This window comes from Leptospira broomii serovar Hurstbridge str. 5399 (genome assembly GCF_000243715.2).
Classification (GTDB): domain Bacteria; phylum Spirochaetota; class Leptospiria; order Leptospirales; family Leptospiraceae; genus Leptospira_B; species Leptospira_B broomii.
The window spans coordinates 930,903-951,274 of sequence record NZ_AHMO02000008.1 but is presented as its reverse complement, the minus strand read 5'-3'; the positions used below and the strand labels follow the sequence as shown (position 1 = coordinate 951,274).

At 43.7% G+C, this 20,372-nt stretch carries 20 protein-coding genes and 2 tRNA genes; 12 read left to right on the top strand and 10 right to left on the bottom strand.

Annotation, left to right across the window (positions count from 1 at the left end; genetic code table 11):
* Positions 1 to 46 precede the first annotated feature (46 nt).
* On the top strand, positions 47 to 955 hold the full coding sequence (locus tag LEP1GSC050_RS09995) for a DnaJ domain-containing protein (protein WP_010571077.1): 909 nt from the start codon (positions 47 to 49) through the stop codon (positions 953 to 955).
* Between the two features lie 31 nt (positions 956 to 986).
* On the opposite strand, the gene LEP1GSC050_RS09990 is transcribed toward LEP1GSC050_RS09995, so the two are convergent.
* Complete coding sequence (locus LEP1GSC050_RS09990; protein WP_010571076.1) at positions 987 to 1,448, bottom strand: YHS domain-containing (seleno)protein; 462 nt, start codon at positions 1,446 to 1,448, stop codon at positions 987 to 989.
* A 314-nt stretch (positions 1,449 to 1,762) separates the two neighbouring features.
* On the opposite strand from LEP1GSC050_RS09990, the gene bufB reads away from it, so the two are divergent.
* Positions 1,763 to 2,611, top strand: coding sequence for an MNIO family bufferin maturase (bufB, locus tag LEP1GSC050_RS09980; RefSeq protein ID WP_010571074.1), 849 nt, complete (start codon positions 1,763 to 1,765; stop codon positions 2,609 to 2,611).
* On the top strand, positions 2,608 to 3,369 hold the full coding sequence (locus tag LEP1GSC050_RS09975; RefSeq protein WP_010571073.1) for an HvfC/BufC N-terminal domain-containing protein: 762 nt from the start codon (positions 2,608 to 2,610) through the stop codon (positions 3,367 to 3,369). The genes bufB and LEP1GSC050_RS09975 overlap by 4 nt, the downstream gene beginning before the upstream one ends.
* Here LEP1GSC050_RS09975 and bufA2 read toward each other — a convergent pair.
* Complete coding sequence (bufA2, locus tag LEP1GSC050_RS09970; RefSeq protein ID WP_020987682.1) at positions 3,356 to 3,613, bottom strand: BufA2 family periplasmic bufferin-type metallophore; 258 nt, start codon at positions 3,611 to 3,613, stop codon at positions 3,356 to 3,358. The genes LEP1GSC050_RS09975 and bufA2 overlap by 14 nt on opposite strands.
* A gap of 242 nt (positions 3,614 to 3,855) precedes the next feature.
* Entirely contained in the window at positions 3,856 to 4,446 is a 591-nt protein-coding gene (locus LEP1GSC050_RS09965; RefSeq protein WP_010571072.1) for a YceI family protein, read from the bottom strand.
* A gap of 257 nt (positions 4,447 to 4,703) precedes the next feature.
* Here LEP1GSC050_RS09965 and LEP1GSC050_RS09960 point away from each other — a divergent pair, with 257 nt between their 5' ends.
* A complete protein-coding gene (locus tag LEP1GSC050_RS09960) occupies positions 4,704 to 6,257 on the top strand; it encodes an LA_3751/LA_3752 family putative glycosyltransferase (RefSeq protein ID WP_010571071.1) in 1,554 nt (517 codons plus the stop codon).
* Positions 6,258 to 6,284: 27 nt separating this feature from the next.
* Here the strand turns inward: LEP1GSC050_RS09960 and LEP1GSC050_RS09955 are convergent, their stop codons facing one another.
* The 3 genes from LEP1GSC050_RS09955 to LEP1GSC050_RS09945 are packed head-to-tail and all read right to left on the bottom strand — an operon-like array spanning position 6,285 to position 8,885.
* A complete protein-coding gene (locus tag LEP1GSC050_RS09955) occupies positions 6,285 to 6,980 on the bottom strand; it encodes a glycosyltransferase family 2 protein (RefSeq protein WP_010571070.1) in 696 nt (231 codons plus the stop codon).
* Entirely contained in the window at positions 6,977 to 7,771 is a 795-nt protein-coding gene (locus LEP1GSC050_RS09950) for a hypothetical protein (protein ID WP_010571069.1), read from the bottom strand. The genes LEP1GSC050_RS09955 and LEP1GSC050_RS09950 overlap by 4 nt, the downstream gene beginning before the upstream one ends.
* Positions 7,772 to 7,781: 10 nt before the next feature.
* Entirely contained in the window at positions 7,782 to 8,885 is a 1,104-nt protein-coding gene (locus LEP1GSC050_RS09945) for an LIC_10450 family protein (RefSeq protein ID WP_010571068.1), read from the bottom strand.
* A 400-nt stretch (positions 8,886 to 9,285) separates the two neighbouring features.
* Between LEP1GSC050_RS09945 and rpsT the strand changes: the two genes are divergently transcribed.
* The 8 genes from rpsT to LEP1GSC050_RS09900 all read left to right on the top strand — a co-directional run bounded on the left by rpsT (position 9,286) and on the right by LEP1GSC050_RS09900 (position 17,588).
* The gene (rpsT, locus tag LEP1GSC050_RS09935) at positions 9,286 to 9,558 is read left to right on the top strand and encodes a 30S ribosomal protein S20 (RefSeq protein ID WP_010571066.1); all 273 of its coding nucleotides are present in this window, start codon (positions 9,286 to 9,288) and stop codon (positions 9,556 to 9,558) included.
* A gap of 16 nt (positions 9,559 to 9,574) precedes the next feature.
* Positions 9,575 to 9,647, top strand: a tRNA-Val gene (locus LEP1GSC050_RS09930).
* Positions 9,648 to 9,684: 37 nt separating this feature from the next.
* A complete protein-coding gene (gene glmM, locus LEP1GSC050_RS09925; RefSeq protein ID WP_010571065.1) occupies positions 9,685 to 11,076 on the top strand; it encodes a phosphoglucosamine mutase in 1,392 nt (463 codons plus the stop codon).
* 2 nt (positions 11,077 to 11,078) lie between these two features.
* Positions 11,079 to 12,911 carry a glutamine--fructose-6-phosphate transaminase (isomerizing) gene (glmS, locus tag LEP1GSC050_RS09920; RefSeq protein ID WP_010571064.1) on the top strand — a complete coding sequence of 611 codons (1,833 nt, stop codon included), beginning with the start codon at positions 11,079 to 11,081 and terminating at the stop codon, positions 12,909 to 12,911.
* A gap of 2 nt (positions 12,912 to 12,913) precedes the next feature.
* A complete protein-coding gene (locus LEP1GSC050_RS09915; RefSeq protein ID WP_010571063.1) occupies positions 12,914 to 13,957 on the top strand; it encodes a GlmU family protein in 1,044 nt (347 codons plus the stop codon).
* Positions 13,958 to 13,977: 20 nt separating this feature from the next.
* Entirely contained in the window at positions 13,978 to 15,585 is a 1,608-nt protein-coding gene (locus LEP1GSC050_RS09910; protein WP_010571062.1) for a carboxyl transferase domain-containing protein, read from the top strand.
* Positions 15,586 to 15,912: 327 nt separating this feature from the next.
* Positions 15,913 to 17,205, top strand: a complete 1,293-nt coding sequence (locus tag LEP1GSC050_RS09905; protein ID WP_040911598.1) for an ammonium transporter — start codon at positions 15,913 to 15,915, stop codon at positions 17,203 to 17,205.
* Positions 17,206 to 17,243: 38 nt separating this feature from the next.
* Positions 17,244 to 17,588: a P-II family nitrogen regulator gene (locus LEP1GSC050_RS09900; protein ID WP_008595143.1), complete on the top strand. Its 345-nt coding sequence runs from the start codon at positions 17,244 to 17,246 to the stop codon at positions 17,586 to 17,588.
* A 69-nt stretch (positions 17,589 to 17,657) separates the two neighbouring features.
* Here the strand turns inward: LEP1GSC050_RS09900 and prmC are convergent, their stop codons facing one another.
* The 4 genes from prmC to LEP1GSC050_RS09880 form a co-directional block, all read right to left on the bottom strand.
* A complete protein-coding gene (gene prmC / locus LEP1GSC050_RS09895; protein WP_020987470.1) occupies positions 17,658 to 18,521 on the bottom strand; it encodes a peptide chain release factor N(5)-glutamine methyltransferase in 864 nt (287 codons plus the stop codon).
* An 11-nt stretch (positions 18,522 to 18,532) separates the two neighbouring features.
* Positions 18,533 to 18,609 (bottom strand) — tRNA-Arg (locus LEP1GSC050_RS09890).
* A gap of 53 nt (positions 18,610 to 18,662) precedes the next feature.
* Complete coding sequence (locus tag LEP1GSC050_RS09885; protein WP_010571059.1) at positions 18,663 to 19,304, bottom strand: Crp/Fnr family transcriptional regulator; 642 nt, start codon at positions 19,302 to 19,304, stop codon at positions 18,663 to 18,665.
* Entirely contained in the window at positions 19,304 to 20,362 is a 1,059-nt protein-coding gene (locus LEP1GSC050_RS09880; RefSeq protein ID WP_010571058.1) for a cyclic nucleotide-binding domain-containing protein, read from the bottom strand. The genes LEP1GSC050_RS09885 and LEP1GSC050_RS09880 overlap by 1 nt, the downstream gene beginning before the upstream one ends.
* Between the last annotated feature and the right edge of the window lie 10 nt (positions 20,363 to 20,372).

The window sequence follows — 20,372 nt, the reverse complement described above, 5'->3', positions numbered from 1 at the left end:
TGGACAATCAACCTTGAAGAAACAGGGTCTAATTTAGGGAACTGATGTGGCGGCGAAAAGTTTCGATCAAGTGAAGTCCTCTATCGAGGATATACTTTTTGAAATCCAATCTTCTAGTACGGATTGTGAATGGTATATTTCTGCCGACAAATTAATCGAAATATTGGATATCCGAAGGGAGGACTACTATAAAATCCTCTATGGTCTTCGGGCAGACATGGCATATTCTTCGAAAGGAGCGCAGGGGTTTCGGGAATCTAGAGCTGATATCCTGGTTCTTCTCTTAGGTAAGATTCTAAAGATCGAAGGGTTGGAACACGAATTTGCAAAAGCCGGTGTCTATTTCGACGACGTTTATTTAGAGGAACTTCGGATCCATTTAAAAGAGATCGTAATCGCAAAATTGGACAAACACGATTTGGATAAAGAGCTGCTTTTACTCTTAATCTCCTCTACTAAGAGATTTGAAGATGCTTTCGATTCCTACTTCGACGATAAATTCGATTTGGGACGTTTAGTCGATAACGGAATTGCGGAATTTTTGGATCGAAAATCCATCCCGGCAGATTACGGAGCGGACGTTTTCCTTCGAAAGTACTTTTACCAAATCTTAAACACAAAGGTTTTTCCGCTTCGGGAGTTCACAGCAGAATATCGGGACCGAGCTTACTATGAAATTTTCGGTCGCTTTCGAAAGGATGAACAAAAGAAGAAAAAAACCAAAGCTCATAACCGTCGATCGCGGGTCGTAAATTCATATGAAGAGGACGAAGAGACACGCCATCATAGGGAATTTTTGGGTTTGGCAGAAGAGTATGACAGTGGAGATCTTAGAAAGAAGTATAAGGAATTAATTAAGAAATACCATCCCGACGTAAATAAGGATGGCCTTGAAATGACTCAGAAGATCGTAGCTTCGTATAACTATCTCATTATGAAGGGAAGAAGCGAATGATCGCTTCTTCTGTAAATAAAGGATTTATAAATTACGGAATTTCCTTTTTCTTTGGGAGTTTAATCCACTGGTCGTTCGCTTTCTTTATATTTCCCGGAATGTCTCGACTCCAGAATCCATTTACTTTTTCATTATAGTTCAGATATAGTTTCCCATCCACGATTTTCCATGCGTTCGGATCGATTTCATAGGTTTCGCCATCACGCATAGCATACGCGCAATATCCGCCGTATTGAGGCGCAAAACTTTCGGGCTTTTTCTTAAATGCCTCCATATTTTTATTCGAGGAAAATTTCCATTTCGCCCCGTTCCAAGTGGTTTGAAATTTTTCGTTTCCGGCGACGGCTTTATTTTCCGAAAAGTAAGCTACAGGATCATAGCCGCGAATCGCGACCAAACCGTCGGCTTTAAATATCGGGTCGACTGCCTGTCGGGCGCTACAAGCCGCGATGAAAAGCAAAAGAGATGGAAAAAGAAAATACAACTTGTTCATGTAACAAGCTTCGTTTTAAATCGAAGTAAGTTACATATAACGATGAGCTGGTATAAATTCCTAGCTTAATAGATGGGGGGGAGTCGCACTTTATCGATAAAATTCCCCACCCTCGTGGGCGGGGGCCGGAGCGAAGCGGTGGAAAATGTCGAATTTCACAAAATTCGTCGTTTTTCAAACCTTTTTCCTAGGGTAATTTGTGGGAGTTCCTACGGAATTTTGCGTTTTATGTTTCGATCGAGAAGCTTGAAGAAAGGATTAGAACAAAATCGTTGAAGTTATTGGAATGATTCAGGATGGGAGACATAGTGAACATGCCGAGTCCGAAAAATAAGGATCGATCGATCGACACCTTAGGCATCGGTGTCGGCCTTCGCTCGGAACATTATCCGTACTTACGGGAAAGAAAACCGGTTAGAATCTCTTGGTTCGAAGCGATTACCGAGAATTACATGGATTCGGAAGGAAAGCCTCTCGCAATGCTTGAAGAAGTTCGAAAGGATTTTCCTGTCGCATTGCATGGAGTATCCTTATCGCTGTTAGGTGGGTCTTTCCCGAATCCGCGTTATATGAGCAGATGGAAGTCCCTGATAGAAAGAATCGATCCCGTGATCGTCTCCGATCATCTGTGCTGGACGGATCATGACGGCCAATATTTGCATGATTTACTTCCATTCCCGTTTACCGACGGATTTCAAAAACTGGCCGTCGAGAGAATTGAAAAAATTCAAGAGTTTTTAGGAAGAAGAATTCTAATTGAAAACGTTTCGACATACCTACGATTTCGTTCGGACGAAATGACAGAATGGGAATTTCTTGCAGGCGTTCTGAAAGAGAGCGGTTGCGGCCTACTATTGGATTTAAATAATGTTTATGTAAATTCGTTTAATCATAGTTTTTCTGCGAACGAATTCTTAGAAGGGATTCCTTGGGATTCGGTAGGGCAAATTCATATCGCCGGGTTTACAGATACCGGAGAGTTTCTGTTCGATACTCATTCAAAACCGGTTTCGAAACCGGTTTGGGATCTGATGGCCGCATATGCAAAAAAAATTGAAACCATCCCGATATTATTGGAGTGGGACGCCGATATTCCCGCATTTCCGGAATTGGAAATCGAAGCTTTGAAAGCCGCGGAATTCCTATCGATTGGAACGATATGAAAGAAAATACCTTTCGGGAGCTATTTGCTAGCGTAATCCTAACTTCGAATTCAAAAAATCCCCTACGGAAGGAAATTCTTCCCGCGGCGCAATTGAATGAAGTTTCGGCTCTGGAAATTTATTCTTCCGGATATATCGTACGGCTAACAGAAGCGTTAGGCGAAATTTTCGAAACTGTCTGGAGAGTCTTGGGAGACGAAGAATTTTTTAATGTTTCAGAAACCTTCCTGCGCGGTGTTCCTTCTATTTCGTATAATTTATCCGATTATGGGAAGGGGTTTCCCGCCTTCTTGGACCGGAAATTTCCGAAGATCGAATTCTTGAGAGAACTGGCAGAGTTCGAATATTTGTTCGCACAACTTTTTCACCGACCGGCCGGTTCAACGATCGATCCGAAGAATTCTTTGGAGGGAAAAGATCCGGGAGATCTTCGTTTGATTTTTTCCGATTCAGCATTTTTTTTGAAAAACAATTTTCCCGTTTACGAGCTATGGAAGAAAAGAAAGGAAGAATCTTGTCAAATTCCGGAGGAAAAAAACGCCGAATTTCTGTTATTAGGTAAAAAAGGGCAGGATATTCGAATCGAAGTTCTGGATGAATGGCGGTGGACGTTTGGTAGGCAGTTACAGGAAAATAAAACCCTCCTGGAGGCAGTGGAATTGATCGGAATGCCCGCCGCATCGGGCACTAAAGCCGTCAGCGATTTTTTATCCACTTTGATCCAAGGAGGGTTCTTAAAGGATATTAAGATTTCTTAAATGTTCCTTTTTTAGCGTCACAATCCTTTTTTGAAAGGGAGAGCCAACCATGACCCTTGCAGGAATTTTTTCCGGCGCATGAATGTCCTTTCCCGCCGCAGTCCCCGGTTCCCTTACAGGAATTAATTCCATGACATTCGCCCTTCGAATCGTCCGATCCGGATTTATCTTCCGCGATGGCTCCGGTCGTTAATAAGCCCGTTAATGCCGCTCCAATGAGTAAATGTTTAGCTAGATCGTTCATTTGATTTCTCCTTTTGAAATTGGGAAGATCGTTCGTTTTTTAGAAACGGTTATGCTTCCGTTAATCTTTTGTTAATTCGGTTAGATGGAGAAATAGTTACAAGATACTAAGAATGTGAAACGATAATTTCAGATTGAAGTCGTATTCGGAAGAGAAAAAGCCAGGAAAAGGCTGCCGTACGATAGGGAGCTATCGAGGTTTGAAAAGCGGGAACGAAAGTGATCCCGCTTTTCTTATTTGATTTATTGCTCCGGAACTGCTTCGCCTTCGATGCGAATAGAAACTTCTTCTCCGACTAACACTCCGCCGGTTTCGAGAGTTTTATTCCAAGTTAGGCCGAAATCCTTTCTATTGATTTTGGTTTCTGCTTCAAATGCAAGATGGGTATTTCCCCAGGGGTCTTTTGCAGAACCGCCGTATTTTACATCGAGTACGATAGGTTTGGTGACACCTTTGATGGTTAATTCGCCGGTAACTTTAGATACGCTCCCTTTTTTAACGGAAGCTTTCGTTGCCTTGAAGGTTATGGTAGAAAATTCGCTAACGTCGAAGAAATCTTTCGCTTTCAAGTGCTTGTCGCGGTCCGCGTCATTCGTCGACACTGAAGCTGCTTGGATCGTTACTTCCAATCCGGTTAAGCTATTGGTTTTTTCGTCGAACGTAAATTTGCCGTTATATTCCTTGAATGTTCCGGGAACATTAGAGATGGCGAGATGTTTGACTTTGAAGCCGACAGACGTATGAGCATTGTCTAACTTAAAGTTTCCAGCCTGCGCGCTAGTAAAAGCGAAGGCTCCCAGCAACAGTGCGAGTAGAATATTTTTTTTGTTCATAAGTAATTACCTGACTCAAATGGAGTTGTATTTGGATAGTTCAACTTGTAATAGTTTAAATTACAAGTATTTTTTTTGAAAAATTCCCGATCGGATTTTTTTACGAAAGACTCGCACTTCGCTTAGCATTTTTTACCGTAATTGCCTTATCGTGCCGGATTTTTGTAGATGAAGTCAATCCGCGAGACTATCTTGCCTTATCTGCCGCATACAGTTTCAAGGTGGCAAGGTCCGACAGGACCAAGGAAAGTATTTAAGTGCGCGATAAAAATCTAAAAGAATTTCTCGTTTTTGCCGTCGCATACTTAGGTTTATTGATTTGGATCAAACCATGGAATGGATTCTTTTCAGATTCTTTATTAAAAATACATGAATCCTATTCGCTCGTTGCCTCCGAGCTTCATTCGGAATTACTTTTGTATCCGGGAAAGGCGATCGATCCGAATTACGAATTTTTTCTATGGCAAGGTATATTTACGTTTCGGTCCGCGGACGGACTTATCGGAGTTTTCCCGGTTTTCTTATCTGTTTTATATCTTCCTCTGACTAGTTGGGAAGCATTTTCACTTATTCCTTTTTTCGGGGCGCTCTTTCATTTGGGGTCGGCATGGATCCTACGAAATCATTGGAAATTATCGTGGTTTTGGACTGCATTTGCATTCTTTGGAACGTACGTTTTTTTAATGGGGCCGGACGCCTCGGAGCATCCGATTCTTTTATTTCTACTTCTGTTAGGTATCACGCAATTTTTCAAATTCGAACATCAAGGGATGATATTAGCAGGTTTACTTTTTGGCCTCGGAGTTTGGCTTCGCCCGGAGACGCTAGTTTTTTTTGTTTCATTCTGGATTGCCGGTTGGATAAGTTTCGGAAGAAATTGGCTTCGAAAATCTTTTTGCTTTTCGATATCCTTTTCCATAATCGTTTTCTTATTCTTCTTATTTAATTTTTGGGACTATCATCATATTTTTGGTCCTCGCGTTTCCGAAAATTTTAAGCCTGACCTTTCGGTCGAAAATACGATCTTCATGAGAGCTTGGGATATTCTTGTGGGATCCTATGCGATGCCCGGATTCTTACTATATTTGCCCGTATCAGCGATATTGTTAGGGGGAATCTTCTTTGCCTGGTCAAAAATCACTTCCGTAGAAAAAATCCTGTTCTACACACTTTGCATTTTTATTCCTGCAATCGCGATTCTCTCTCCAAATAACGGGATCTCCAACTGGGGTCCTAGATATCTCGGATTATCCTTATTTCCTTTCGCAATACTTTTATCGAGAGTGTGGACGGCCTCCGATTGGAGGATCACCCGCGTATCGGGAATTTTGAACGGAATAGGTATGCTTTTGATACTTTATTCTTTTCTAATGAGTCTTGCGGGAATTTTGATTTATAGAAGCAGCATTCGTCAGGTTCAGGATACACGCTCAGTTGCCGAAAAGGGACATCCGGATATTCTGATCTATTCGGATGGTGTTCTTTGCAATTCGATCGGCACCGAGTTTTTTAGAAAAATCGTATTTTGTTCCCAAGCTGGAATTTCCAAGGCGAGAATCGAAAAGCTATTAAACGATATATCCGAATCTTACAAAGGTAAACGACTAGGTTTTATTTCCTACGGAGAAAAAGCTTACGAGATGGCCTCGCAAAAGAAAGACCTAGACTCCAATATCCGCGGGTATTTTTCCGCGGTGCTTTCCGGGAAACAGAATAGGGACTTTTGGCTCGATTCTTTTCGAACAAGATTCGGAGAAGAAACACTGGAATCGAGGAAAATCTGGGAATATAGGGAGTATATAATTAAATGAGAATTCTCTATATTAAAAAAGAGTAAATTATCCGAATAAATTATATCTTACTATGCAGTAAATGGCCCGAAATCCGTCTTTCCATCCGATTTTCTTACCTTCCGCGTAAGTTCTGCCGTAATAGGATATGCCTACTTCGTAAATACGAATTCCCGGAATCTTAGCTATTTTTGCAGTAATCTCCGGTTCGAATCCGAATCGATTCTCTTTAATCTGGATGCTTTGAATAATTTCCCGCCGAAAAGCTTTGTAACAGGTTTCCATATCGGTGAGATTAATATTTGTGAACATGTTTGAAAGGGTGGTTAATACTAAATTCCCGAGTCTGTGCCAATAATAAACGACTCGATGTGGGCGGTTTCCCATGAAGCGACTTCCAAACACTACGTCAGCCTTGCCCTTATAAATCGGGTCTATGACGATCGGAATTTCAAAAGGATCATATTCGAGATCCGCATCCTGTACGATAACTATATCTCCGGTCGCAGATTGAAATCCGGTTCTAAGTGCGGCTCCTTTTCCTTGGTTTTTTTCATGAAGAACCAATCGGTCGTACAGCTTTTTAAACGCGGGTGTCTGTAACAATTCCCGAGTTCCGTCGGCAGAATAATCGTCTACGACGATGATTTCTTTATCTTTGAAAGGCACTTTGCGGACCGTTTCCAAGATGTTTTTAATAGTTTGTTTTTCGTTGTAACAAGGAATAACGATGGAAAGTTTCATTTAGGATCCAAGCCCACTAATTCGCTCATTCGGAAATCCCGGATGATATTTTCGACGCGGACTATTATTTTCTCTAACGCGATGCCGAAAAGCAAATTCTTATAGGCTTCCGCGGCTTTTGGAAATTCCCGTTCGGATATTTGCACCGTCATTCGATCGCTCACTCGATTTTTTTCGATACAATCTTTAATGGTTTGCATCAACTTCGCCAAAGCTATGGACACTTCTTTCAGTATATTCTGACTATCGCGCTCCATAGTAGATTGGTTTCCATTGGCGTCTAACAACGCTTTAATGTGTTCCGCGATTCGTAAGGACGGCATTCCTCTTCGAGTAACCCCGATTCTTTCAATCATGGCCAGAGAGTCTTGGAAGGAAGAAAATTCGGGAGTTCCTCGGAAAATATGGATCAAAACAGGATATTCCGTTTCTGCGAAGCTTGTCATTGCTCCATAAAAATATCTCATTTCCGTTCTCGCCAAGGGGTGAAAATCGACTCTGGGATATTTGGAAAGTTTTTCTTCCTGCTCGTCCAAGATCCGGTTAATCGTATCCCCTTTGGAAGCGTTGCGCCGCTCCACTAGTTCCCGGTGTTTTTCCTTAACTTTTTCTAAAAAGCCTACTTCGTCCTTCAGGAATTTTTCCAGATTTCCCCGATGCTTCAGAGTCTGGATATACCTGTCTTCAAAACCTTTATTGTCGAAAAGCTTCGGGCTCTGTTGAGCGCCTTCCCGGTATTCGGACCGGATTCTTTCCACGATTTTTTTGAGTTCTTCGTCAGTGAGAGACATGCGGAAGGTTCTACCCTTCGCTATCTACCCATTTTTGCAAGGATATAAGTAGTGCCCCTACATCCTCCGAGCAATATAATAAAGCGTTCCTAGCGTCTTTGAACATTTGCTGCTGGTTATAGGCGATTTGCTTAAGGTGGTTATCGTTCTTAGTATTTAAAACGTTTAACGTATCGAGCATCATTTTCTTCAATTTTTTCGTTAAAGATAAGAGCATTTCCTGCATTTCCCAGCGGATCACGAGTTGTAATTTCTCTTGGTCGCCCGATCTAGACTGAAGCGCTTGCTTTCTGCCCGACTCGTACTTTGCGACATAGTAGGTTATTGATCTAGGGAAAGCGGTCAATTCCTTATGATAATTCAAGATCTTGTCTAATTTTTGAAAAAACTCCAGGTCATACTCCCGATTGAGGTTGCCGATGATATTTTTATTCTCAGAGGGATCCCCGGTGGCTTCAAAGATCTTAGAGTTACGAATATTATTCAGAACCGATTCGATTCTTTCCTTAATTCGTAAAAATCCTGCAAGCGTATCTTCGATAAATTTCGTTTCGCGACCGGCATTGCCTTCCGACGGTTCGATAAAAAATGGAGTATCATCCTTCTCGGGAACGGCAGTATTTCTGCTTTCCATAATATTTAAATCGACTTTAGAAAGATCGAATTTGTCGAAATTAGCGACGGAAGTTTTTGCCGCCGCTTCGGAGAAATCGGTCGCGGAAGTGACCATTTCGACTTCGCGGGCGGGAATTCCCTCCGCATTGGCGGGAGAGATCGCCTTCGCTTCCTTTGCCTTTTCCACAAGGGCGTCTATCCATTCGGTATTTTGCTGCTTCGTGCTCTTCAAGAGAACCGATAATTTTTCGAGATCCAGCGGCTGTGAAGCTTTGCCGGACTTAGGTCTTGGGCGCTGAGGCGGAAGCGCCTCCGACGCTTTTTGTAATGTTATCCGAACTAATTCGGCTTTTCGATTTTCCTTATTAAAGCGAACCGCATATCGATTGCCGAGACGATCCATATACTTTGTGCCTAATTGTGAAAGGGAGAGTTTGTTCGGATCTATTTGACTGATCGAATTAACGAGTATGTATTGCGGTTCTTGTCCAGGAATCATAGTGAATTCGTTCTTAGCGACGTTAGGATTGGACGGTAACGCATAGTAAAAACTACCTAGGCTTTCCCATTTGAACTAGTTTTTTGAACGTAAGGAAAGAAAAAAAATCTAATATTCTTAGCGAATCGGTACAAAGTGTTTCCGTCTCCTCCCTTCTTTGAGTGATCTGTCTTCGAGTCCGCATGAACCGTTCGACATGTTTGAGCTTTAGCCGGAAAAAATCAGAAAGTAAGTACAAGAAAATCGGAGAGGAAGGTTTTCCCAGCGAACAGAGCAACTGATTTGAAGACATAATTTAAATGTCTCATTACAATGAAATCATTCAAACCCAAAAAACCGTATTGACACCGAAGAAAGATGCGAAAACCTGGATAACATCCCTCTATAGGAAGGTCGATCCTTGGCGAACATAAAGTCTTCAGAAAAAGATATCCGTAGGACTAAACGCAGAAATGCGGCAAATTCCCAGAATCGGAATCGCCTTAGGACCCAAGCAAAGAAGATCCTAAAGGCCATCCAAGATGGTGAAAAGGAAGTGCTTAAAAGCCTGTACAAGGAATACGCTTCTCTTCTCGATAAAGCAGCCAAAACCAACCTCATCCACTCTAAAAACGCAGATCGTAAGAAGAGTCGGATGGCATTGCGCATTAATAACCAAGCTGCCACCGCGTAAAAACCGTTTTCATAACGGGCGATTAGCTCAGCTGGGAGAGCGCCTCCCTTACAAGGAGGATGTCGGCAGTTCGATCCTGTCATCGCCCATGTCATTTTTCAATTTCAAGAGATTCTATCCGGAACCATGGCTTTAGATCCACGATCACCGGTTTTCCAACATCCCGATCTGATGGTTTCCGTCTCCGGAATCCGCGGCATTATTCCGACGGGACTCAGTTCCGATGTCATCTATGACGCACTCCGTGCTTTCGGCTCCTGGCTAAAAGGCAATACTGTCGTAATTGGGCGGGATTCTCGTCCAAGCGGAGCTTTCATTGAAAGTATCGCGATCGGTGTTATGCAGGGCCTGGGGAAAAACGTAATTCTACTTGGAGTAGTTCCTACTCCGACAGTTAAAGCGGTTGTAAACCAAACCAAGGCGGCAGGTGGAATCATGATCTCCGCCTCGCATAATCCGGTAATTTGGAACGCTTTCAAGTTCATTGGCCCGGGCGGCTTTTTTACCGGTGCGAGCGACCTGGAAGAAATTCTGGATATAGTCAGAAACGAGAGTTATAAACCGTTTCAATTTAAGCCGAATGCAAGGGTGGAGGAAGGCCACGATAAGATTCGAGGACATATTGATTCCGTACTTGCTAGGGTCAATGTCGCCGCCATTAAGAAAAAAAAATACACGGTATTCTTAGATGCGGTAAACGGAGGAGGAAGCTTTGTTTTACCTGAATTATTAAAGAGTTTAGGTTGCAAAGTGATTGCCTTACATTGTAAACCAGACGGGACATTTCCTCGTCCCCCCGAGCCGACGCCGGAGGCACTACGCCAATCCTCGAGAACGATGAGACAATCGGGAGCCGATATCGGTTTTGCTCTGGATCCGGATGCGGATCGTTTGGTTCTAATGACTCCAAAAAAAGGGGCGATTTCCGAAGAATATACTTTGCCATTGAGTTTTTTGTCTTATCTGGCCTTCAATAAAGTTCCGAAGCGCGCTTCCCTCACGGTAAATCTTTCCACGAGCTTTATTAACGATTGGGTCGCAACCTCGGCAGGGATTCCCACCTTTCGCTCTAAAGTCGGAGAGGCAAACGTTGTGTCGGAAATGATACACCGAAAATCGGTGTTCGGCGGGGAAGGAAACGGCGGTGTTATAGATCCGGCTATTCCTTCTTTCGGTCGAGATTCCCTCTCAGGCGTGGCTCATGTCTTGAATCTGCTTGCCCTGAAGGGAGAAGGAGTCGATTCTGTGCTGAGCGGTCTACCGGCTGTCCATATGCGAAAAATCGCCTATAAGATCAGCGGTAAAAAGCCGGAACAGATCTATTCCCAATTCAGAAATGAATTTCCGGATCACGGGGAAGACGTGAGGGATGGTTTGCGCTTAGCCTCCGAGGATTCGTGGATTCATATTCGTCCGTCGAATACCGAACCTATTCTGAGGGTTATCGCCGAGGCTCGAACGAAAAAAGATCTTGCTGCGCTGATAGAAACGGCAGGAAAGATTATGGAGAACTCATAAATATGTGTGGAATCGTAGGATACGCCGGTGATAAAAATGTAGAGTCCGTTTTGGTAGTGGGACTCATCAGCTTGGAATACCGGGGATACGATTCTGCTGGAATTGCAGTCTTGGATAAAGGCGAAATCCAAGTTCGGAAGCAAAAAGGTAAAATTAAGGACTTGGAAAATTACCTGAAAGAGCATCCGGTCCGTGGAAACGTGGGTATCGGCCACACTCGCTGGGCGACTCACGGCGAACCGAGCCAAATTAATGCCCATCCTCATACCGATTCTAAGGGAATCGTAGCCGTCGTCCATAATGGAATTATAGAAAATTACGGAGAACTTCGCCAGGAACTAAAACACTTGGGTCATGTTTTTCACAGCATGACGGATACGGAAGTACTGCCGAATCTTTTGGCCGAGAGTCGAAAGCAAGGAAAATCGAATAGGGAAGCTTTCTTAGACCTTTTTTCTAAAGTCGAAGGTAAATGGGCCATTGCGGTGGTATTCGATAACGAACCCGAACGCGTTTATTTCGCTCAAGACGGAGCTCCTTTATTGATAGGAAAGGGAAAAGAAGAGTATTACCTTGCCTCCGACATTTCCCCTTTAACCCGCAATTGCCGGGAAGTTTACTTTATTAATTCGAAAGAATGGGGATACTTTACAAAAACCGAATGTAAAATTTTCGGATTCGACGATGTGGAAAAACCGCTCGAATTTAAGAAGCAAGAGATTAAATTCGAGGACGTGGATAAAGGCGGATACCCGCATTTTATGATTAAGGAAATCCACGAGCAGCCCGGAATTTTCAGAAGGATCATCCAGTCTAGAATTTCGGATAACGGAGAAATACAATTTCCGGAAACCGCGATTTCAAGAGACGTACTTTCACGGGTTAATCGAATTATCATTCAAGCAGCGGGAACAAGTTATTATTCCGGTATGCTCGGAAAACATTATCTTGAAAATTTTGCAAAAATTCAAACCGATACGGAAACATCCTCCGAATTTCGGTACCGAAATCCGGTAGTGGAAGGCGATACACTAATTATCGGAATTTCTCAATCGGGCGAAACTGCCGATACTCTCGCTTCGATTTTAGAAGCGAAGGCAAAGTTCATTAAAGTCGTTTCTCTCGTAAATAACGTAAATTCGACGATAGCCAGGGAATCCGATTCTTATATTAGAACCGACGCAGGACCCGAAATCGGAGTCGCAAGTACGAAAGCGTTCACAGCTCAAGTGATCAATCTTCTGTTATTTTCCCTATACGTCGCGAGATTGAAATGGATTATTTCCGAAGAAGAGCTCCGAGTTCTACTGGACGAAATTCGACTTTTACCCGGAAAAATGGATCAGATTCTTGCCAAGGCTCCTTTGCTAGAATCTTGGGCGGCGGATTTCACTAAGACCAAGGATTTTGTTTTTCTTGGACGAACTTACAATCATCCGGTTGCTCTCGAAGGCGCTTTGAAATTAAAGGAAGTATCTTATATTCACGCTTCAGGTTACGCAGGCGGTGAATTTAAGCACGGACCGATCGCATTGATTACCAACGAAGTTCCGGTGGTTTGTATTGCGACTAAATCGGAGATTTATTCCAAAATGCTTTCGAACATTCAGGAAATCAAAGCTCGAAACGGAATTATTATTTCGATCGCAACGGAAGGCGACAGAGAAGCTAGGGAACTTTCCGACTACTGTTTTGAAGTGCCGGATTGCCCCGAAATTTTAAGCCCCATTCTGAACGTTTTGCCGCTTCAACTTCTGGCTTATTATTCGGCGGTCGCGAGAGGCTGTCCACCGGATCAACCGCGAAACTTGGCCAAATCCGTAACCGTGGAGTAACAATGGCTAGGGTCCAAAGAATCCTAATCGATGAGAGGGAAATTCCTTCCGGTTTAAAGGCTTTAACGAGAGTTAGGTCTTTCACCGAAATTCGCGACGGAATTCTAACACCCTTAGAGCGATTAAAGGCCCAATACGGAGACGCAAAATTCTTCTATGCTCATTCTCTCCCTATATTCGAAAAAGCTTTTTTAGAGCGGAATTCAAGAATCAACATCTACGACGGTCGCGACGTGGATTTGATTATTACTCCCGAAGAATTTCTGCCATGGAAATTAATAGACGGTACCGGTCGCTCGATCGAGCAGGATATCGATTTAAATAAGGATCTAAGAAAGTGGATTCGAAAATTAAAGGTGAAATCCGGAGATTTTCAAATCGTAGGAAAATCAAAGCATTTACACGTACATCCTTCGGCCAGTATTTTTCCGGGAGTCGTTATCGATGTCACGTCAGGGCCCGTCATTATCGATAAGGACGTAAAAATCACTTCCTTTTCTTTTTTAGAAGGTCCGCTGTACATTGGTCCGAGCGCTCGAATCGATAACGCAAGAATCACAGGCGGCACGACAATCGGGCAAGCTTGTAGAATAGGCGGGGAGGTCGGCGAAAGTATTATATTAGATTATTCTAATAAGCATCACGAAGGGTTTCTCGGCCATTCCGTCGTCGGAAGCTGGGTGAATATCGGAGCCCTGGCTACTACTTCCGATTTAAAAAACAATTACGGTATCGTAAAAATCAAGGAAGAAGACGTCGAATGCAATACCGGGTCCATAAAATTCGGATCCATTATCGGCGACTATTCGAAAGTCGGAATAGGCGTAATGTTGAATACGGGTACCGTGATCGATTTCGGTTGTAATGTAGTCTCTTCGCGAGTTGGAGGTTATCTTCCTCCCTTCTCATGGGTTAATGGAGAACCGTACATACTGGATTTATTTTTGCGCGACTCTAGGAAGATCATGGCTCGCCGCAACCGGGAACTTTCTTCTTCCGAATCCGAACTCATCCGAGTTCTTTACGAAACTAAAGTACGTAAGTAAATTCTTCCTAGGAGGGAACCATGGAAGTTTTAGAATCGCAAATTCGTACATCTTCGTCCGAATATAAAGAAAATTACGAGGATCTATCGAAGAGAGTCGAAGCGACTCGTCGGCTCCTGGAAAAAGTTAGGAAGGGTGGTGGCGATAAAGCGATTCAACGTCATAAAAGCCGCGGGAAGTTAACCGCACGTGAACGAGTGGAGGGCTTGCTCGATCCGAACACTCCTTTCTTGGAATTCTCGGGTTTGGCCGGACAAGAAGTCTATGCGGATGAAGTTCCCGCCGCAGGTATCATTACGGGAATCGGTAGAATTTGCGGAACACCTTGCGTGATCGTCGCCAACGACGCCACGGTAAAAGGAGGGACTTATTATCCCATGACCGTGAAAAAGCATATTCGCGCACAGGAGATCGCTCGAGAAAATCGTCTTCCTTGTATATATCTGGTCGATTCCGGCGGTGCGTTTCTTCCGATGCAAGACGAAGTTTTTCCGGACAAGGAGCATTTCGGAAGAATCTTTTATAACCAAGCAAATTTATCGCGGGAGGGAATTCCCCAGATCTCTATCGTAATGGGAAGTTGCACGGCCGGCGGCGCGTACATTCCGGCGATGTCGGACGAGTCCGTAATAGTACGCGGAAACGGAACCATTTTCTTGGGCGGTCCTCCTCTCGTTAAGGCAGCAACGGGAGAAATCGTGACTCCGGAAGAGTTGGGAGGCGCGGACGTCCATTGCAGAATCTCCGGTGTAACGGATCATTTAGCGGAAAACGATATTCATGCCCTCGAAATTGCGAGGCATATCGTATCCACGTTAGGTTCTGCGGGAAATTCGTCGATCCGATCCATTTCCTACGAAGAGCCTTTATATCCTGCCGAAGAAATTTACGGCATTATTCAAAAAGATATTCGCAAGCCCTACGATGTGAGAGAGGTAATCGCTCGGATTGTAGACGGTTCTCGATTTCAAGAATTTAAAAAGAATTATGGAACGACTATCGTTACGGGATTTGCAAACATTTATGGAAAGTTAGTCGGTATCATCGCAAACAATGGAGTCCTTTTTTCGGAAAGTTCTCTTAAAGCGGCTCATTTTATAGAGCTTTGCAATCAGAGAGATATTCCTTTGATCTTTTTGCAGAATATTACCGGATTTATGGTCGGGAAGAAATATGAAAATTCCGGGATCGCAAAAGACGGAGCGAAGATGGTAAACGCGGTTTCCACTTCGGTAGTACCGAAATACACCGTTGTAATCGGAGGTTCTTACGGCGCCGGTAATTACGGAATGTGCGGGAGAGCCTTCGGTCCTAGATTTCTTTGGATGTGGCCCAATGCGCGTATTTCCGTTATGGGTGGCGAGCAGGCCTCGAACGTTTTGCTTACCGTAAAATTGGATCAATTGGAAAAAGAAGGAAAGACCTTGTCCGAAGCTGAAAGGGAACTTTTCCGAAAGCCGATTTTGGAAGATTACGAAAATCGCTCCTCCTATTTATACTCGACTGCAAGACTCTGGGATGACGGGGTTTTAGATCCTGCTAGAACTCGTGAATCGTTGGGCTTAGCATTGTATTCCGATCTTTCCGTGAGAGGACAGAAACCGTCCTACGCGATCTTTCGAATGTAATTCTAACGAATGCTTCTTATTTATTTTGAGATTTTTTAGTCATTTGCCAGTCTTGGAAAGTCTAATTTCCTCAAAAATTTGGCAATTCCCCAAAATGTGCTTAATTAATAAGCAAAGTGTCGACCATCGTATTCTAAAACCCAGAATATCTGTTGCAGCTTGGAGACAAACGAGAGTTTAGACGAAGAAAAACCCTTTCCAGATCAGTATTTTGCCTCTCTCCTGAACGAATCCGTAAATTTCATTTTTTTTTCCATAAATTATAGTTCGGGTACTCTTTTTGCATTAGGGGGAGTAAACAAAATGCCCGAGATGAGATTTGAGAAAATGAAATCGGTTAAAAAAATTCTTCCGTTCCTGATCCTCGTGATTCCAGCCCTAGTATGGGGCCAGGACGCAACTCCTGCTGCCGCAGCTCCCGTGCCGACCTTGGATAAAGGTGATACTGCATGGATGATCGTAGCTTCAGCTTTCGTGTTCTTTATGATCCCCGGCCTCGCCTTGTTCTATGGCGGTCTGGTAAGATCTAAGAACGTTCTTTCCACAATGATGCATAGCTTTATCGCTATTCTCGTATTGACACTGCAGTGGACTATCTTCGGATACAGCTTTGCTTTTTCCGGGGATAATCCTTACTTTGGCGACTTTGCGCTCGCGTTTTTGAACGGAATAGATGAAAATACTTTGGAACTAACCGTTCCAAAATACGTTCACTTCTTGTTTCAAGGAATGTTCGCATTGATCACGCCTGCACTGATTTCAGGTGCGATTGCAGAGCGAGTTAAGCTTTCAGGATACATTGCTTTCATTCTGCTTTGGGCGACATTCGTTTACGATCCTGTCGCGCACTGGGTATGGGCCGGTTCAGGTTGGTTATTTAAAATGAGCGCCCTTGACTTTGCAGGAGGAACCGTCGTTCACTTGATCTCCGGTATTGCAGGATTGGCAGCGGCCATCGTTATCGGAAAACGTAAAGGAGAAGGTATTTCCCTTGTTCAACCGAATAATTTGACTTACACCTTGATCGGTGCCGGTTTACTATGGTTCGGTTGGTTTGGATTCAACGCAGGTTCAGGACTTGCTACTAACGGTATTGCTGCTCGTGCATTCGTGGTAACATTGATTGCTCCAGCTGCTGCGGGTGTTGCATGGTTAGCGATCGAGTATTTACATACTAAGAAAGCGACTGCACTTGGCGCCGCTTCCGGTATTGTAGCAGGCCTCGTCGTTATTACCCCTGCTTCAGGCTTTGTCGGTCCGGTAGGATCCATCTATATGGGCTTGATTGTCGCTCCGATATGTTACGGTGCGATTCTTCTTAAAGGCAAACTCGGATACGATGACTCTCTTGATGCATTCGGTATTCACGGAGTCGGCGGTGCGATCGGTGCCATTCTAACGGGTGTATTCACTCTTACGTTAGGAGCAGGAGTTGCTAGCAAGGGAGATCAGATCGTAGTTCAGTTGATTAGCGTCGTAGCTACCGGCGGCTACTCGTTCATCGTTTCCCTCATATTAGCTTTCGTTATCGAGAAAACTATTGGATTCAGAATTTCCGAAGAGAAGGAAATCGCGGGTCTAGATTCGGAAATTCACGGAGAGAAGGGTTATATTCTTTAATCCTTTGAAAATTTGATTTAATAAGTAAAGGAGAGCATATGAAATTAATCGTAGCAATTATCCAGCCCCATAAACTGGAAGAAGTCAAAGCCGAGCTGACAAAGAACGAGATCTATAGGCTTACGGTCAGCGACGTGCAAGGCTACGGGCAGCAGAAAGGTAAGACCGAAGTCTTCCGCGGTCATGAATACCAAGTAAACCTTCTTCGCAAGGTAAGATTGGAAATCGCGGTAAACGACGAGTTTGTTAAGCCTACTGTGGATGCCATCTTGAAAGCGGCAAAAACCGGCGACGGAAAAATCGGCGACGGAAAAATCCTGATTCTTCCGCTCGAGGATGTTATCCGCATCCGTACCGGCGAAAGAGGAAGCTCCGCTATCTAAAGGATTGATTCTTCCCCCAAACGAGTCGAACCTGCTTGGGGTCGGTATTTACCGGCCCCTTTTTTGTGATTATTTCGTTAAGCGAAGGAATCTATTTTTATGAGATAGATCTTTCCGGATCAATGCTTCCGAATACCCGACGGAAAGGGCTTCTTCGGATAGCCATTGCGAATATTCCGGATGAGTCTCTAAATAAAGTTTTCCGCCCTTCGGTAGGTAAGCTAATGTTTCCTTTAGAAGTTTTGCATGGAATTCTTTGAAATTCGACACAAAGAGAGCGATATGCGGTTCGTAGCCGATCACATCTTGCATTATTTCAGTCTTTTCGGATTCAGGAATATAAGGGGGATTTGCGACGATAAAATCGAAAGAGAGAATCGTAGGTACGGGGGCGAGTAAATCCCCGATGAAGAAGTCCATCGTGCGTTCATTTCCAAGAATTTCCAATCCGTTCCGCTCGGAGATTTTGGAAGCTTCTTGAGAAATATCGGAGAAACTTGGAGACCAATCGGCTCTTGCCTTCGCGAGGCTAATTCCTATACATCCGCTTCCGGAACAAAGATCTAAAAATTTTAGCCGACTGTTCTTATCCGGAAATTCTTCCAGTATCCAAGCCACCAATTCCTCCGTTTCCGGTCTCGGAATCAGCACGGTATTATCTATGAAGAAATCCGAATCGAAGAATGCCTTTCTTCCGATAATATAAGCCGTCGGGCGGAATCTAGAACGTTCCACTATTCTTTCCCGATATGCGTCTTTCTCTTCAGTCGAAAGCGGACGTTCAAAATCCACATATAACTTTACGCGAGGAATCTTGAGGAGGTCTGCCAATAATAATTCTGCGTCTAATCGAGCGGAGGGAATATTCTTTTTCTTAAGAAATTCTTCCGACTTCTTTAGTAAATTAAGGACGTTATCCTGAGGATCCGGCATGATAAAATGAATGGTGGCCCCGAGAGGATTCGAACCTCCGACCAAAAGTTTAGGAAACTTCTGCTCTGTCCACCTGAGCTACGGGACCGAATTTAAAGCGAATATAATCCCGGATATTAAATCGGGATTGCTCAGCCGTCTTTACGACGGTTTGCGCTTCTGGGAGACTATTCTTTGAAAGTCGTTAATATTGTGAATAACGATTTTATCGGAATAGATCTCGATTTTACCGCTTTTTGCGAATTGATTAACGACCTTTTGGACCTCGCCTACCGGTTGTGCGCACCAATCCGCAACATCCTCCACGGTAATGTTCAACACGACTTCCTTAAAGTCCGTGTGAGTGTGCATTTTTTCGTAAAGCATTAGGAATACGTCGGCGACTTTGCCCGTAATATCATCTAATAATAATATAAGAAGACGTCGTTTTGCATCGTAAATACGAACCGAAAAAATCGTGAGAATCTTGAGCGCCAGAGTCGGGTTTTTAGTTAAAAGCAATTCGAAGTTCGCTCTATTAAAATTCAAAACCTTCACTTCGGAAATAGCGATCGCCGTGGCGCTACGAGGCTGTTCTTCCAATATCGCCATTTCGCCGAAGATGTCCCCCTGTTCGAGAATATCCAAAGTTTTGATGGAAGTCCCGACGGTTTTAGTGATTTTCACTTTCCCGGTTTGAATCAGGTAAAAGTCGTTTCCAGGTTCGTTTTCGCAAAAAATAATCTGGTTCGGATCATACGTCTTTCCGAACTTGGAAAACATGGATTCAAGCATCAGATCCATTAAGCGCTAAGCTCCTTGGCCTTTTGCCGGGCTTTTTGGGAGAGACTATCCCGTTCAGGAGGGAGTAGGGCGACTTTGCCGAATAGCATACCGGCTCTCTGGCGATCACCCTGTTGTTCCGCTATTTCAGCCAAATGAAACAAGGATTCTTTGACGGATTCGCCGGAAGGATGTTTTTTAATATACGTAGAAAACGTGTTACTTGCAGTCTCCAAGTTACTCAACTTGAGAAAGCAGACTCCCATTTGGAAGAGAGCATTATCCACAAGTTTTTTCTCGGTGTCATATTTAAAGTCGTTTCGACCGGTCAAATCTTTGAAAATTCCGATAGCTTCTTCGAATTTACCGACATTCAAGAACGTATGAGCCCTATTATAAAGCGAAGTAATCGAATTATCCACTCCCGATCCTACACTGGATTTCTCAGCAGCCGGTTTCATAATATTTTGCAAGTTTTCCTGAGTCATGCGAGGGGCAGAACCCGCATCGTATACGAGCGGGGGCATGTTAATCGGGTAGGGGTTTCCTTTTCTTGCCAGATCTAAGAGTTCGGCCGCTCTACCAGCGTAAGGCCCGCTTGAGTAATGCTCCAAATATTTTGAAAATGCGTACGCGGCATGCTCGAAGTTAGTATTTTTATAAAATACTTCCGCAACGTTCATCAGCTCGAAAGCGGGGTTCCGCGCTTCAGCCTGACCTAGAATTTCTCTCAATTTCTTATGAACCTGGCGTAATTGGCTAGAGAAAACCTTCATCATTTTAAGAATGAGGTGAGTTTTTTCCGAAACAAAGATTTCGAACTCGTGGAGCTTGAATACCAATACGGTAGCCCCACCTACGACCTGCGCCGTCTCTTCCCTTGGGTATTTTCCCAAGGCCGATTTGACTCCAAAGAATTCGCCTAGTCTTACGTCTTCTTTCACTTCATAACCGGTATCGATTGCAGTGTACGTAAGTACGACTCGACCGTTCCTCAGGACATAGATATCCTCAGACCGATCTTTCTCGAAATAAATTATGGAGCCGCCTTTATAATTCCGGATTATGGGCCCAGCCAAAACCGTTACC